A 14293-nucleotide genomic window follows, 5' to 3' on the forward strand; every position below is an offset into this window, starting at 1 on the left:
GGTCGGCACTTCAGATCACGCTGGCGCTCCCCTAGCCGCCGGTCCTACCTTGGGCCGGCGGTTTTGCGCCGAAGCGGCGCCATGCGCCCGTCCGACGGAGAAAACGATGCGGCTTTTTTCTTGCGATGCCTGCGGCAATACCGTCCACTTCGATAATGGGACATGTGTCGCGTGCACGAGACGGCTCGGTTACGTTTCGAACCCATCGCGCATGACCGCTCTCGAACCATGGGGCGCGGGCTGGACGTCTCCTGCAATGGGCGAGAGCTTCGCATTCTGCGCCAACGCGGACGTGGCCGCCTGCAACTGGCTGCTGCCTGCCGCGCAGGCGGGACAACTCTGCCCAGCCTGCCGACATAACAGAACCATTCCCGCGCTCAACGACGACAAGACGACCGAGGCCTTTCGGCGGGTCGTGTCGGCCGAGCGTCACCTCTTCTATTCGCTTCTCGCATGGGGCCTGCCCATACCCGACAAAGCAGAGGACGCCGAGGCAGGCCTCGCCTTCGACTTTCTCGCCGATGAGATCGGACAGAATGGCGGCGCCGTACCCGTGATGACCGGGCACGCCGAGGGGGTCATAACTCTGGCCATTGCCGAATCCGACGACGCTGCACGCGAAGCGCGTCGGGTCGGTCTCGGCGAGCCCTACCGCACACTGCTCGGCCACTTCCGGCACGAGATCGGTCACTACTACTGGGATCGGCTGGTCCGCGACGGCGGAAGGCTTGAGGAGTTCCGCGCCTTGTTCGGCGACGAGCGACAGGATTATGCCGAGGCGCTCGAACGAAACTATCGGAGCGGACCGCCGGCCGGCTGGCAGAACCGGTTCGTCAGTTCTTACGCGGCCTGTCATCCATGGGAGGATTTCGCGGAAACCTTCGCCCACTACATTCACATGGTGGATGCTCTGGAAACGGCTCACAATCTCGGCCTTGTCGTCTCGCCTCAAGGAGCGAGCGCGGGGCGGCTTGACCTCGATGTGGACTTCTCGCCCTATCGCCAGCAGGACTTTTCGGCACTCGCCAACGCCTGGACACCGCTGACCATCGCGATCAACGAGATCAATCGCTCACTCGGACAGCTGGACTTCTACCCGTTCATCCTCTCCGAGGAGATCCTCTCAAAGCTGGAGTTCGTTCACACGCTCATCAAGGCGAAAGGCCAGCAACAGCGCGCAGAAAAGCCCGGCTCATGAGGAACCGGGCTTTAGGCTGAAACTGAGGCGCGAAACTCATCCCTTGAGTCTTCTGCCGCGGGACTGGCGCGGAACGATTTCGGCGGCCGGAAGACGACGCCCACCGGCGGAAAGGGCGGCAACCAACAAGATCACGGCGGCGACCAGCGGAGCCAACGCTAGAAACTGCGCGGCCAGGGTCGTCACTTCCGGACCCGCCATCACTGGAAGAGTGGAAAGGGCTGTTTGCTCTGCGAGGGCAAGGGTAGCCATGGCTTGATCCTCTTCTTGCACCAGCCGCCGGACCTTTGTGGCCAGGCAGAGATGCCGGTTGCGATTGGGAACCCGCGACTTTCGCTAGAGCGCTGTTCGATCTGAGTGAATCAGACCGGCGCTCTACGGTTTTGTTTGGTAAGCATCACCTTCTCGGTCCTCGTTTCACTCCGGTCGGATGATGCTCTAGGCGCTACTTTCCTTCGACCGACACGCCATTCTTACCGATCGAGATCTCGACGCCGTCCGGCTGCTTCTTCTCTTCGTAGAGTTGATACCCAAGGATGCCGACACCAGCGGCAAGCAGAACGACAATGGCGACAAGCATCTGACGGTTCATGACGTCTCCCCAACCTACATGCCGGACCGAATGCTCCGGCTTAGCGAGTGAAGCTCGAAAAAAAGCCGACCTTCACAGGAGAAACACTTATGGCGCCCCGTTGGTTCCCGTTGCTGTGAAATAATCGTCCGATCTTGGGCTGCATCTTCAGGATCGACGCTGACGTGAGACTGACCATCGCCTCGCAAGCCCTGAAAGACTGCTCAAACGACAGACCCCGGGGCTTCTTTCGAAACTCCGGGGGTTGGGTTGATCGCAGTGAAGGGAGGGAGGCGTCAAGCGACTGCCGGAGACGCCGTTCGCTTGGGGCGCAAGATGATCAAAAGAACCAGGGCCCAGTAACCGGCAAAGACCAGGAGCTCCATCAGATTCGGCCTTGCCCGATAGCCGGTCAGAGCAGAAATGAAGCCACCGGTGGCGTTGCCGTCGGACAGAAGCCAGCCGCTATCCCAGAGACGGCGCGACAGACGCGGCAGGATCTCGAGGTCGATCAGGCCGTCGATACCGGTCATCAGCAGCGCACAGGCAAGGAACAGCAACATGATCTCGGTGATGCGGAAGAACAGACGCCAGGAAAGTACGCGGCTGCCGGCTTGCAGGAGACCATAGCTGAGGAGTGCGAGAGCAAAGCCGAATAGCCCCGCCCCAATGCCGGACAGCAAATCGCCGGCGGTGCCTGACGACAGGATACCGTAGAGAAAGATCACCGTCTCGCTGCCCTCGCGGGCGACCGCGACCAGCGCTAGCACGAACACGCCCCACCACGAGCGACGAACCACGGCGCTTGAGAGCTGGGTCTCGAGATCGCGCTTCATAGACCGGCCGTGCCGGCGCATCCAGAACACCATTTGCAGGATCAGCAGTGCGGCGATCAGCACCACGGCCGTCGTGTAGGCGAGCTGCGCATCTTCGGAGATCGACTCGCCAAGCTGTACCAGAAGAACGGCCAGCAGACCGGCGAAGGCGAGGCCGGCGGCAACGCCACCCCAAAGAAAAACGCGCGCTCGCCCGGTGTCACGCGTCTCCGCGCGCAGCCACGCATCCAGAATGCCGATGACCAGCAACGCCTCGACGCTTTCGCGCCAGACCACGAAGGCTATGGAACCGAACATTGAACTAGACCTCGTCTTGGTCCGTCACGCCGCCATTCACTTGGCGACAAGAACAGCGGGCGGCGCTTCCGGGTGGAAGTCGTCGAAGAAGGAGTACTCGCCCGGATCGAGATACTTGATCACCATGGAGGTGGTGACGCCCGGTGCGATGACCTTTTCCTTGCGGAGCGGCACACTCTCGAACTCGGCCGGGGTCTTGCCCAGGTTGACGAGCTGCAACTCGAAGCGCGTGTCGGCCGGCACTTCGATCCGGCTGGGCGTCATGGCGCCGTCGTTGAACTCGATGCGAAACACCGGATCGTCCTCTGCGGCGGCCGGTACGGTCGCCGCGAGAACCACGAGCAGACACCCGGCGGCCTGACAAAGCCGCCGACGCTGCGTCGCCTTGGGAAGGAGCTCAGTAGCCACCTTTCTTCCCCGTACCGGCATAGGTGAACTCGTACTTTGCCTCGAAGGGCTCGAACCACGGCGCAACGCCGGTTTCCTTATCGACGTGGCGGCCGAACATGGCCATGTGACCAGTGCTCGCGGGAGGAGCGATGTTGAAGGTAAGCTGGTAGACGCCGGGCCCGTCCAGCTTGACGTTGTCGCCGTAGTGCGGACCGTCCGAGGCGACCATGCCCATGAACGGCCCCTTGGAAACGGTCTTGCCGTCCTTGGTCAGTTCGTAGGTGATCTCAAGGTAGGGAACCCAGTCGCCATTCGCGAAGCCGTTGACGTTGTCCTTGGTCGCGTGGATGTCGGCTTCGAGGTGAATGTCCGCCTTGTCGGCGGCCAGCATCATCCCGGCCGGTTCCATTTCGATCGGTTGCAGGTAAACGGCCGCGACTTCCATGCCGCCACCGAACTGCGGCTCTCCAATCGGATACTCGAGCGCATAAGCCGTCGTCGCAAACCCCATCGCCACCGAGGTCAGAACCAGTCCCTTCAGGATACGCATTTCATAGCCCCTTTTTGCAAATGATTGTCATGAGTATTTTCAGCCCTAGCGCTGCGTCAACCGTAGGGAAACCCCTGATCACCGGGCTAGAAAACGCCAGTTGATTGATTTAGCTGCCTTTTTCACAACCACCGCAGGTCTGCCGCAAGTCATGCGTGATACCCCCAGCTTGATCGCTATATGCAATTGATAGCAATTTGCAGATCGGCGTCTTTCGCAGACGGGTGAGACGACGTCGTCAGGAACCGGTGTCGGAGGGACGCACCCATGAACAGGCTTGCCCGTGGCGACGACTTTGTCGGCCCGGCCGTGAAAACCATGATCGAAGCCGGGGGCACCGACTCTCGCAGCGCGTTGACCCGAAAGATTGAGGCGCTGTTCGTTCGCTGGAGACGGCACTTCGGCTGGATTCAGGTGCTGATGTTCGGGGTGTTTCTGGTCGTCATCGGCCTCCCCGTGCTGCTACCCGACCCGCCGGCCGAAAGCGGCATTCTGTCCAACCCAACACTGTTCCTGCGCTACCTTCTTTGGGGCATCTGGTTCCCTCTGGTCTTCCTGTCCGTCATCGTCCTTGGCCGCCTGTGGTGCGGAACCCTGTGCCCGATGGGCGCCGCGTCGGAGCTTGCCAACAAATACGGGTTGCAGCGGCGCATTCCCGCCTGGATCAAGTGGGAAGGAACGCCGGCTCTCAGCTTCATCATCATGACGCTCTATGGCCAGACGATCGGCGTGCGCGACCATCCGGAAGCGGCGGCCGGACTGTTCGGCGGCACCATGCTGCTCGCCATCGCCATCGGAGGGCTCTACGGGCGCAACAAGCGCGTCTGGTGCCGACATCTCTGCCCGATCGGCCGCGTGCTGGGCCTTTATTCCCGGCTTGGCGCCGTACAGTTCACGCCCAAGATCCGGTTGAGCGGCGGCGACGCCTATACCGAGCGTGGCGCCTGTCCGACGATGATCGACCTGCCGCGCAAATGCGAGAGCCGCCATTGCATCGAGTGCTTCCGCTGCGTCAATCCGAAAGCGGCCGGCAGCATACGGCTGGAGCTTCGCCGACCTGGCGCCGAGGTGGAGGAAATCCGCAACCATCGCGCCAACCCGGCGGAGGCCTGGTTCCTGTTCCTCGATACCGGCGTGGCACTTGGCGGCTTCCTGTGGCTTGTCCTGCCCCAGTACCAGGCCCTGCGCCAGGGCCTCGGCGTCTGGGCGATCCAGAACCATGTCGACTGGATCACCCGCATCGGCCCGTCGTGGCTGATGAGCGTGCACCCGGCCCGCGCCGAGACCTTCCTGTGGCTCGACTTCATCATGATCGTCGGCTTCATGCTCGGGACGATGGCGGTGCTCACCGCCGTTCTCGCCAGCCTCACGGCGGTTGGCGCGATGATCGCAAGGCGACTTGGTGCCGACGGTGGGTTCGGCCAGGTGTTTACCGAACTCGGCTATCAATACGCGCCGGTCGCGCTGATGAGCCTCATCATCGGCCTCGGGGCGGAACTCCTGATGCCCCTGCGCGAAACGTTCATCGGCATGGAAGGCGTGCACGCCATTCGAGGCGGCCTGTTCCTGATCGGCGTCGTCTGGAGCATCTGGCTGGGCGACCGCATCTTGCGGCGCCAGGGACTGTCGCTGTCCAGGCGCTGGATGCCACTGGTTCCTGGCATTGCCGGCAGCCTGTTCGTCGGCTTCGGCTGGTGGCCGGCGATCTTCGGGCTCTAGATACTACCGACGGCGAGCATTCCCGGCTCATTCGTGGCTCGGGCGGTTGGAAACAATCGCCCGTGAAATCTTCATGCTTTCTTCTCGAGCCTGCGACACTCGTTCTTTTCCAGCTCGCGACAATTATATATCCCGTTACCATTACGCTTCAGCAAGACGTTGACTTGGCAAAGCGCGGGAAACTATTGATTCCGCTTACGACTATCGTCCAAAGAACGTATTCCCTGGCTTTTTGATCGCGGAATTCAAGGCTGGAGCACCGGAGAACATGCGCAATATCGGAAGACGCGGCGGCGTAATGCTCCTGCTTGCCCTCGTGACCGCCTGCCAGCCAAGCAGTCCGTCGGGACCGCCGGCGGCCGGCAAGGCCGAGGTGGGCTACGTCACGCTTCAACCGACCAACGTGCCGCGCAACATTGAGCTGCCGGGCCGCGTCATCGCCCTCGCCACGGCGGAGATTCGTCCTCAGGTGAACGGCATCGTTCGGAAGATCGCTTTCAGGGAAGGCGGAGTAGTCAATGCCGGCGACGTGCTCTACGAGCTCGAAGACGCCAAGTTCAAGGCTGCCTATGCTGCTGCGGCGGCAGCCGTGAGAAAGGCCGAGGCGGCCACGACCGGCGCGCAAACGGCTTTCGACCGCAACCAGAAACTCTCCGAGAGCAATGCCGTTGCCGCCCAGACGGTCGACGACGCCCGCTCGACGCTACTGCAGGCTGAAGCGTCGGAAGAGGCCGCCCGCGCCGACCTTGAGACGGCGCGCATAAATCTCGAAAATGCCACCATCCGCGCTCCGATCGGCGGCGTGATCGGGGTCTCCTCGGTCAGCGTCGGCGCTCTCGTCACCGAAAACCAGACCGGCGCCCTCGCCACCATTCGCCAGATCGATCCGATCAACGTCGACCTAGTCGATTCCAGCGCCAATCTGCTGCGCATCCGCGACGAGGTGGACAGCGGGCGTCTCGGGCGCGAGACTGGCAAGCCTCCGGCGGTGATGCTGACACTGGAAAACGGCAAGGCCTACGGCGAAACCGGCACGATCTCGCTCACCGAAATGGTGGTCAGCGAGACGACGGGCACCTTCACGCTTCGCGCCACCTTCCCCAACAGCCAGCGGGTTCTGTTGCCCGGCATGTTCGTTCAGGCCAGCGTCGATCTCGGAACGCTCAACGAGGCCTTCCTGGTGCCTCAGCGCGCGGTGACGCGTGGCGACGATGGCATCGCCACGATCTATGTGGTGTCGGCCGACAACACGGCCGAGGCGAAGCGGATCACCACGGTCGGCACGTCCGACAACAACTGGATCGTCACCGAGGGCGCGTCCTCGGGCGACAGGCTGATCGTCGACGGCTTCCAGAAATTCTCGGCCGGCGCCGAGGTCACCCCCGTCGAGGCGACCATCGATGATGACGGCGTGGTCGGCCAGGACCTTAAGGCGGAGGACGGGAAATGAACTCCCCGTCACCACGCAACGCGCTTGCGAGCTTCTTCATCGCCCGGCCGGTGTTCGCCATCGTACTGGCCATCGCCACACTGCTTGCCGGTGCGATGGGCATCTACTCGCTGTCGATCTCGCAATACCCCGACATCGCCCCGGTAACGGTTCGTGTCTCGGCCACCTACTCCGGCGCAACGGCCGAGGCGGTCGAGAATTCGGTCACCAAGAAGATCGAAAGCGCCATGACCGGGCTCGACGGCCTTCTTTACATGGAGTCGTCGTCCAGCACGGGTTCCGCGTCGATCGAGCTTACCTTCTCCAATGGAACCGACCCCGAACTGGCCCAGGTCGAGGTCCAGAACAAGCTTTCTCGCATCGAGTCCCAACTGCCGGACGCCGTGCAGGATGCGGGACTTCGGGTCAACCGATCGCCATCCGGCATCCTGATGATCGGCAACATCATCTCTCGCGATGGCCGCTATACCTCGGACGAGCTGTCCGACATCATGTCAAGCCAGATCGAGGACCGCATCGAGCGGCTCGACGGCGTCGGTGGTGTGCAGTCCTTCGGTGCTGGCTATGCCATGCGCATCTGGCTCGATCCGGCGGCCATGCTGAAATACCAACTGGTGCCGAGCGACGTGACAGCCGCGATCAAGGCGCAGAATGCCCAGGTGGCCGCCGGTTCCATCGGCGCTACCCCTGTCGTGAAGGGACAGCAGCTCAAGGCCAGCATCGTCGCACAATCACAGATGACGTCGGTCGACGAGTTCAAACGCATCAGTTTGAAAACCACGGCGGACGGTTCCGTCGTACGATTGGCCGACGTGGCTCGCGTCGAGGTCGGCCTTGAGAGCTATGGCCAGCAGTCTAGCTTCAACGGCATGCCGGCGGCCGGCTTCGGCGTTCAGCTCGCCTCCGGGGCCAATGCCATCACCACGGCGGACCTCGTCCATGCCGAGCTCGACAGCCTCCAGGACTCGCTGCCCGAAGGCGTTGAAATCGCCTACTCCTACGAAACGACACCCTTTGTCGAGCTGTCGATCGAAAAGGTGGTCGAGACGCTGATCGAGGCCATCGTACTCGTGTTCCTGGTGCTGCTGCTTTTCCTGCAGAACATCCGCGCCACCCTGATCCCGATGATCGCCGTGCCCGTGGTTCTGCTCGGCACCTTCGGTGTGCTCGCGGCTCTCGGCTACTCCATCAACATGCTGACCATGTTCGCCATGGTCCTGGCCATCGGCCTACTCGTCGACGACGCCATCGTCGTGGTCGAGAACGTCGAGCGGATCATGCGGGACGAGAAGCTGCCGCCGCGCGAGGCTACCGAAAAATCCATGGGCGAGATCACAGGCGCTCTGATCGGCATCGCCTTGGTGCTGACCGCCGTGTTCATTCCGATGGCCTTCTTCTCCGGCTCGGTTGGCGTCATCTACCGGCAGTTCTCCGTGACGATCGCCAGCGCCATGCTGTTGTCGGTCCTGGTCGCCATCATCCTGACGCCTGCGCTTTGCGCGCTGATGCTGAAACCCAGCCACGAGGGACCGCTTCATCGCTGGCTCGGTTGGTTCGACCAGGGCTTTGCTCGTTTGACCAACGGCTACTCCACCACTGTCGGGCGGCTGGTCCTGCGACCGCTGCGGATGTTCGCGATCTTCCTGGCGCTGATCGGTGGCGCCTATGGCCTCTACAGCAAACTGCCGACATCATTCCTGCCCGAAGAGGATCAGGGCGTCCTGATGACGATGATCACGCTGCCAGCCGGCGCCAATGCAGCCCGCACCCAGGCGGTGATCGACAAGGTTCAGGACTACTATCTCAACGAGGAAAAGGACGCGATACAGAGCGTTTTCATGACGCTTGGCTTCGGGTTTTCCGGCAGCGGCGAGAACAGCGCCATGGGGTTCGTCCGCCTGAAGGACTTCGACCAGCGAACGGACAGCCGCCTTTCGGCAAACGCGGTTGCCGCGCGCGCCTCGGCGCATTTCCGGGCGATCCGGGACGCCGAGGTTTTCGTGCTGGCGCCCCCGGCCATTCAAGGGCTGGGCCAGACCAGCGGCTTCTCAATGTATCTGCAGGACAGCGGCAACGAGGGGCGCGACGCCCTCAACGCCGCGGCCAACGAAATGGCCGACAAGACTGCGACCAGCTCTTCGATCGCCGACCTGCGAGGCAACACGCGCACCTTGGAGTCCCAGCTCAAGATCAACATCGATCGAAACAAGGCCGGTGCGCTCGGCGTCGATCTCTCCGGCATCAACAGCCTGATCACCACCGTCTTCTCCGGCTCGGACGTCAACGACTTCATCTACAATGGCGAGATAAAGCCCGTGTACGTGCAGGGCGACACGCCCTTTCGCATGCAGCCCGGCGACATCGACCGCTGGTATGCACGCAACGACAGCGGCGAGATGGTGCCGTTTTCGGCCTTTGCCGGTACGGAATGGGTGAAGGGATCGCCTTCGCTTGCCCGCTTCAACGGCACCGCCGCCATTGCCCTTAACGGAACGGCGGCCAGCGGCGTCAGCTCCGGTGACGCGATGACGGCGGCCGAAGCATTGGTGAGCGAGCTCGATGGCGGCTACTCGGCGGCCTGGTCGGGCCTCTCCTATCAGGAGCGTCTGGCCGGCTCGCAGGAGATGCTGCTTTACGCCGTATCGTTGGTCGTGGTCTTCCTCTGCCTGGCAGCGCTTTACGAAAGCTGGTCGATTCCCTTCTCGGTGTTGCTCGCGGTCCCGGTCGGGGTGTTCGGAGCGCTTGCCTTCGCGCAGCTGTTTGGCCAGTCGAACGACGTCTACTTCAAGGTAGGCTTGCTCACCACCATCGGACTCACCGCCAAGAACGCAATCCTGATCGTCGAGTTCGCCAAGGACCTGATGGAGCGCGGCAGCACTGCGGTCGACGCCGTCGTCGAAGCCGCCCGGCTTCGCCTGCGGCCTATTGTCATGACATCGCTCGCCTTCGTGCTGGGTGTGCTTCCGCTCGCCCGGGCCACAGGGGCCGGTTCGGCGGCGCAGAATGCCATCGGGATTGGAGTCATGGGCGGCATGATCTCGGCAACATTGCTGGGCGTGTTCTTCGTGCCGCTTCTGTTCGTCACCATTCAGCGGATCACGACCGGCAGGCGGGAACCACGAGGTCACGCTCAAAAGGCGTGATGACGCCCACGAGAGGAGCCCGCGCGAAGCGTACACCCCAAGGCGTCAGCACGCGATGGGCAAGACGTTTGCGGCAAAGCCATATGCAATCGGGATATCGTTCCGGCGATCGACGGAAAAAGGAAAAACCAGCCCTGATGGCCCTTATCGACATTGGCTACCCTCTTGAGAGCCGGCATCGCCGACGCGCGACAGTCATCCGAGAGGGCAAATGGTCGAGGGGAGCACGCCAGGCAGACCAGCCGTTATCGGCGACTTGCATCTATCGCGGATCGGGCTTGGCACGGCGGCTCTCAAAACGGGTGAAAGCCGGTTCACCGAGGCTATCCGCCAAGCGTCGGAGCTGGGCATCAACTGGATCGATACCGACGCCATACTCGATCGTGGCGACATCGAACGGCGCATAGGCGCCAGCCTTAACACGCTACCGGCAGGCGATCGGCCCTTCGTTTCGTTGGCTGTCGGCTTCGACTGGGATGGTCGCTCCAGACACGCCCAACTGCGCCCCACCTTCGATCCGAGGCGGTTGCGTCGGCAACTTGAGAGGTCGCTCTCCCGACTCGGCGCCGAAACAGCGGACCTCGTCAAACTCCACCTCCCCATCGCTTCCGATGCTCTTTTCGAGGATGCATGGTCCTTGCTCCTCGATTTGCGGCAGAAGGGACTCCTGAGACACCTGGGACTGATCGCGCCTGACAGCAGCCATCTTGAACGGGCCGAACGGATCGGCGCCTGTGACACCGTGCATGTGGAGATGTCCCTGTTCGATCGTCGCGTCAGTGACGGCGAGTTGCCGGTGCGGCGTCAGCGGACGCCGGCGGTCATCGCAAACCACGCGTTCGGGCCCGACCTGGCGGTCTTGCCGAATGATCGGGAAGGGTCAGCCAACACCTTGCAGCCAATGCGGCTTCTCCTTCGGACCATAGCCGCTCGCCGACGCGCGTCTCCGGCCGCCGTGGCGGCTGCCTGGAGTCTGAGCTGGCCGGGGGTGGCCGCGGTCGCAGTCGGCATTCACACTCCCGACGAGCTCCCAGCCATAGCGAAGGCGGCCGAGATCACGCTTTCGCCGCGCGATTTTTCCGACATCGGCAAGCTGCTGCCCACCTTGGGCAGTGGACGAGGTCCGGTGCATCCTCGTCTCGCAGGGACAGGGTGAACCCTCGCCCAGCAACGACAGCACCCTGCCCGGCAGAGGTGCCAGTCATGGACAGCACGCCCATCGCAATCGAGGCCATAGAAAATTCGTCCGACACATGGCCGATTGTTGGTAGATCTTTTCGCGAGCTCATTGCACAAGCGTTGTGCACATCGTCGCCGAGACAGCCCGCATCTGCCATAGTCTCATCCGAAACGAAGCCTTCGTTCCGAAGTCCGGATGCCGGATGTCCAACAGGAAATTTTACGAGATGACCAAAGCCCTCCCCTTCGCCTTCACCCGTCGCGCCGGCCTAGCTACCATTGTCGGCGTCGCGGCGCTGATGTCCGTCGCGGCCTTCGCTTCGACCGTGGCCCTCGCCGCCGACAAGACGTCGGTGAAGGTCGGCATCATGTCGGGCGAGGATGAAGACGTCTGGCGGGCCGCGGCGGCAGAGGCGGAGAAGGTTGGCCTGACGCTGGAGCTGGTCACCTTCAACGACTACACCCAGCCCAACGAGGCCCTGGAGCGCGGCGAAATCGACGCCAATGCTTTCCAGCACAAGCCCTATCTCGACAACCAGATCCAGCAGAACGGCTATCACATCGTCGTTGCCGGCTACACCGGTCTGTGGCCAATCGGCCTTTACTCGAAGACCCACACCAAGATCGCCGACATCAAGGACGGCGCCAGCATCGGCGTCCCCAACGACCCGTCCAACGAAGGGCGCGCACTCAAGGTGTTGGAGCAGTTGGGCCTTATCAAACTCGCCCCCGGTACAGGCATCCTCGCCACCGTCGCTGACGTCGTCGAGAACCCGAAGAACCTTGAGATCAAGGAGCTCGATGCCGGCGTGGTCGGTCGGGCCATCGACGATCTCGACGGCGCAGTCGTCAACACCGACTGGGCTTTGAAGGCCGGTCTCTCGGCCAAGGACCGCATTGCCCAGGAAGCGATCACCGACAACCCCTACAGGAACTTCATCGCAGTCCGCGAAGCCGATGCCAAGGAGCCTTGGGTGGTCAAGCTCGTTGCGGCCTACCAGAATCCGACCGTCAAGGCCGTGTTCGACGAGGTCTACAAGGGCACTGGCGTCGCCGCCTATTGACCTCGGGGACAGAAAGCCGTTGAAGAAGCGGTTCGGCGGCGGTTTTCCGCCGGATCGCGTTCATCGGGGAGGCCCGACCGCGCACTCTCCGGACGAGACATGACTGGAAGAAACTTGAACTCGCAGCCGTCCGCCACAGCCTTCACGGCTGTGGACCCCGCAGCTGGCGCCCCAGGCACGCCTGTCGTCGCCCTATCCGGCGTCAGCCGCAGCTTCGGCCCGACACATGCCCTCGACGATCTGTCGCTCACCGTACGGCGCGGCGAAATCCTCGGCATCATTGGTCGATCCGGTGCAGGCAAGTCGACCCTGATCCGCTGCCTGAATGGTCTCGAGCGCCCCGACAGTGGCCGCATTGAGATCGAGGGCCGCAACATCGTCGGCCTGAGCGAAAGCGAACTGCAACCCATCCGCCGCAAGATCGGCATGATCTTCCAGCACTTCAACCTGATGTCCGCCAAGACCGTGGCGGAAAATGTCGCCCTTCCGCTGAAGATCGCCGGTTGGGGCAAAGCCGAACGGCGCGCACGAGCGCTGGAGTTGCTTGACCTCGTCGGCTTGTCCGACAAGGCCGATGCCTACCCGGCGGCCCTTTCGGGCGGGCAGAAGCAACGGGTCGGCATCGCAAGAGCGCTGTCTGCCCGGCCCGCCCTGCTGCTTTCCGACGAGGCGACGTCAGCGCTTGATCCGGAGACGACCCGCGCCATTCTGACACTCCTCAAGGACATCAATCGCAAGCTCGGCGTCACCGTCGTCCTCATCACGCACGAGATGGAAGTGGTGCGGACCATCGGGGACCGTGTGGTGGTGCTTGAAGCGGGCCGCGTCGTCGAGGAAGGAGAAGTGTGGCACGTCTTCTCCGATCCGAAGACAGAGCTGACCCAAAGCCTTTTGTCCGGCATCCGGCCGCAGCTGCCTGCGCATATCGCCTCGCGACTGGCTTCCGATGGTCCAGAGACCGTCCTCGGCGTCGATCTTACCGATCCTGCCTTGGGCAATGGTCTGTTCTCGGAAATCCTGTCTCATCTGCCGGCAGCGCATTTCCTCCATGGCGGCATCGACCACATCCACGACCAGCCGGTCGCCCGCTTCTTTCTGACCGTACCGCGCGAGCCGGCCAGCCTCGTTGACGAGGCCACCGCCTATCTCCGCTCCATCAATGCCCGCGTCGAGGTGCTAGGCCATGTCGCCCGTCCTGTTTAACCTCCTGCTCCAGTCGATTTGGGAGACGGTGGTCATGACGCTGGCCTCCGGCGTGATCTCCTTCGTCGCCGGCCTGCCGCTGGCACTCATTCTGGTCGCGACCGATCGCGGCGGCATTGCCGAGAACATGATCGTCAACCGTGCCCTGGGCTGGGTGATCAATGGCTTCCGTTCCGTTCCATTCATCATCCTGCTCGTGGCGCTGATCCCGATCACCCGGCTTCTCGTCGGTACGTCGCTCGGAACGGCGGCGGCCATCGTGCCTCTGGCCATTGCCGCCGCCCCCTACTACGCCCGCGTCGCCGAGGTGTCGCTGCGCGAGGTCGATCCCGGCCTGATCGAGGCGGCGCGCGCCATGGGCGGCAACCGCTGGACCATCGTCCGCGAAGTCCTGGTCCCGGAGGCGATGCCCGGCATCGTGGCCGGCTTCACGGTAACGCTCGTCACCCTTGTCGGTGCCTCGGCCATGGCTGGAGCAATCGGGGCTGGCGGCCTCGGCGATCTCGCCATCCGATACGGCTACCAGCGCTTCGAGACCGGCATCATGATCGCCGTCGTCGCCGTGCTGATAATCCTGGTGTCGGGCATTCAGTGGCTAGGCGACCGACTCGTCGCTCGTCTCGACCACCGCGCCTGATCCAAAGAACGGGCATTCCGCGCCTGGGCACGGTGGAGATCACCCGAGCCAATCGC

Annotated in this window: 13 protein-coding genes; 8 read left to right on the top strand and 5 right to left on the bottom strand. The window is 62.9% G+C overall.

The genetic code is table 11. The features are described 5' to 3' along the window. The first annotated feature begins 106 nt into the window (after positions 1 to 106). Positions 107 to 1198 carry a putative zinc-binding metallopeptidase gene (locus M4J40_RS14210; protein ID WP_251754806.1) on the top strand — a complete coding sequence of 364 codons (1092 nt, stop codon included), beginning with the start codon at positions 107 to 109 and terminating at the stop codon, positions 1196 to 1198. Positions 1199 to 1234: 36 nt separating this feature from the next. Here M4J40_RS14210 and M4J40_RS14215 read toward each other — a convergent pair whose 3' ends face one another. The 5 genes from M4J40_RS14215 to M4J40_RS14235 all read right to left on the bottom strand — a co-directional run bounded on the left by M4J40_RS14215 (position 1235) and on the right by M4J40_RS14235 (position 3842). After that, positions 1235 to 1450, bottom strand: a complete 216-nt coding sequence (locus M4J40_RS14215) for a hypothetical protein (RefSeq protein WP_251754808.1) — start codon at positions 1448 to 1450, stop codon at positions 1235 to 1237. A 193-nt stretch (positions 1451 to 1643) separates the two neighbouring features. Further along, positions 1644 to 1790 (bottom strand): hypothetical protein, encoded by a 147-nt coding sequence (locus M4J40_RS14220; protein WP_251754810.1) that lies wholly within the window; start codon positions 1788 to 1790, stop codon positions 1644 to 1646. Between the two features lie 275 nt (positions 1791 to 2065). After that, complete coding sequence (locus M4J40_RS14225; RefSeq protein ID WP_251754812.1) at positions 2066 to 2902, bottom strand: FTR1 family protein; 837 nt, start codon at positions 2900 to 2902, stop codon at positions 2066 to 2068. A gap of 36 nt (positions 2903 to 2938) precedes the next feature. Beyond that, positions 2939 to 3247 (bottom strand): cupredoxin domain-containing protein, encoded by a 309-nt coding sequence (locus M4J40_RS14230; RefSeq protein ID WP_251755609.1) that lies wholly within the window; start codon positions 3245 to 3247, stop codon positions 2939 to 2941. Positions 3248 to 3299: 52 nt separating this feature from the next. After that, a complete protein-coding gene (locus M4J40_RS14235; RefSeq protein WP_251754813.1) occupies positions 3300 to 3842 on the bottom strand; it encodes an iron transporter in 543 nt (180 codons plus the stop codon). Positions 3843 to 4109: 267 nt separating this feature from the next. Between M4J40_RS14235 and M4J40_RS14240 the strand changes: the two genes are divergently transcribed. The 7 genes from M4J40_RS14240 (at position 4110) to M4J40_RS14270 (ending at position 14237) form a co-directional block, all read left to right on the top strand. Next, complete coding sequence (locus M4J40_RS14240) at positions 4110 to 5561, top strand: 4Fe-4S binding protein (RefSeq protein ID WP_251754815.1); 1452 nt, start codon at positions 4110 to 4112, stop codon at positions 5559 to 5561. A 298-nt stretch (positions 5562 to 5859) separates the two neighbouring features. Further along, positions 5860 to 7011 (top strand): efflux RND transporter periplasmic adaptor subunit, encoded by a 1152-nt coding sequence (locus M4J40_RS14245; protein WP_251754816.1) that lies wholly within the window; start codon positions 5860 to 5862, stop codon positions 7009 to 7011. After that, complete coding sequence (locus M4J40_RS14250) at positions 7008 to 10154, top strand: efflux RND transporter permease subunit (RefSeq protein WP_251754818.1); 3147 nt, start codon at positions 7008 to 7010, stop codon at positions 10152 to 10154. The genes M4J40_RS14245 and M4J40_RS14250 overlap by 4 nt, the downstream gene beginning before the upstream one ends. Positions 10155 to 10365: 211 nt before the next feature. After that, positions 10366 to 11310 carry an aldo/keto reductase gene (locus M4J40_RS14255; protein WP_251754819.1) on the top strand — a complete coding sequence of 315 codons (945 nt, stop codon included), beginning with the start codon at positions 10366 to 10368 and terminating at the stop codon, positions 11308 to 11310. Positions 11311 to 11560: 250 nt separating this feature from the next. After that, positions 11561 to 12397: a MetQ/NlpA family ABC transporter substrate-binding protein gene (locus tag M4J40_RS14260; protein WP_251754821.1), complete on the top strand. Its 837-nt coding sequence runs from the start codon at positions 11561 to 11563 to the stop codon at positions 12395 to 12397. A 114-nt stretch (positions 12398 to 12511) separates the two neighbouring features. Next, complete coding sequence (locus tag M4J40_RS14265) at positions 12512 to 13600, top strand: methionine ABC transporter ATP-binding protein (protein WP_405030762.1); 1089 nt, start codon at positions 12512 to 12514, stop codon at positions 13598 to 13600. After that, positions 13581 to 14237, top strand: a complete 657-nt coding sequence (locus M4J40_RS14270; RefSeq protein WP_251754824.1) for a methionine ABC transporter permease — start codon at positions 13581 to 13583, stop codon at positions 14235 to 14237. The genes M4J40_RS14265 and M4J40_RS14270 overlap by 20 nt, the downstream gene beginning before the upstream one ends. The last annotated feature ends 56 nt before the right edge of the window (positions 14238 to 14293 follow it).

It is taken from the genome of Pleomorphomonas sp. JP5, from assembly GCF_023721815.1.
GTDB lineage: Bacteria > Pseudomonadota > Alphaproteobacteria > Rhizobiales > Pleomorphomonadaceae > Pleomorphomonas.

Excerpts from the sequence above, each read along its gene's own strand:
- M4J40_RS14215 (WP_251754808.1), bottom strand. The coding sequence starts at position 1,450 with ATGGCTACCCTTGCCCTCGCAGAGCAAACAGCCCTTTCCACTCTTCCA.
- M4J40_RS14210 (WP_251754806.1), top strand. The coding sequence starts at position 107 with ATGCGGCTTTTTTCTTGCGATGCCTGCGGCAATACCGTCCACTTCGAT.
- M4J40_RS14255 (WP_251754819.1), top strand. The coding sequence starts at position 10,366 with ATGGTCGAGGGGAGCACGCCAGGCAGACCAGCCGTTATCGGCGACTTG.
- M4J40_RS14260 (WP_251754821.1), top strand. The coding sequence starts at position 11,561 with ATGACCAAAGCCCTCCCCTTCGCCTTCACCCGTCGCGCCGGCCTAGCT.
- M4J40_RS14220 (WP_251754810.1), bottom strand. The coding sequence starts at position 1,790 with ATGAACCGTCAGATGCTTGTCGCCATTGTCGTTCTGCTTGCCGCTGGT.
- M4J40_RS14235 (WP_251754813.1), bottom strand. The coding sequence starts at position 3,842 with ATGCGTATCCTGAAGGGACTGGTTCTGACCTCGGTGGCGATGGGGTTT.
- M4J40_RS14245 (WP_251754816.1), top strand. The coding sequence starts at position 5,860 with ATGCTCCTGCTTGCCCTCGTGACCGCCTGCCAGCCAAGCAGTCCGTCG.
- M4J40_RS14240 (WP_251754815.1), top strand. The coding sequence starts at position 4,110 with ATGAACAGGCTTGCCCGTGGCGACGACTTTGTCGGCCCGGCCGTGAAA.
- M4J40_RS14250 (WP_251754818.1), top strand. The coding sequence starts at position 7,008 with ATGAACTCCCCGTCACCACGCAACGCGCTTGCGAGCTTCTTCATCGCC.
- M4J40_RS14225 (WP_251754812.1), bottom strand. The coding sequence starts at position 2,902 with ATGTTCGGTTCCATAGCCTTCGTGGTCTGGCGCGAAAGCGTCGAGGCG.
- M4J40_RS14270 (WP_251754824.1), top strand. The coding sequence starts at position 13,581 with ATGTCGCCCGTCCTGTTTAACCTCCTGCTCCAGTCGATTTGGGAGACG.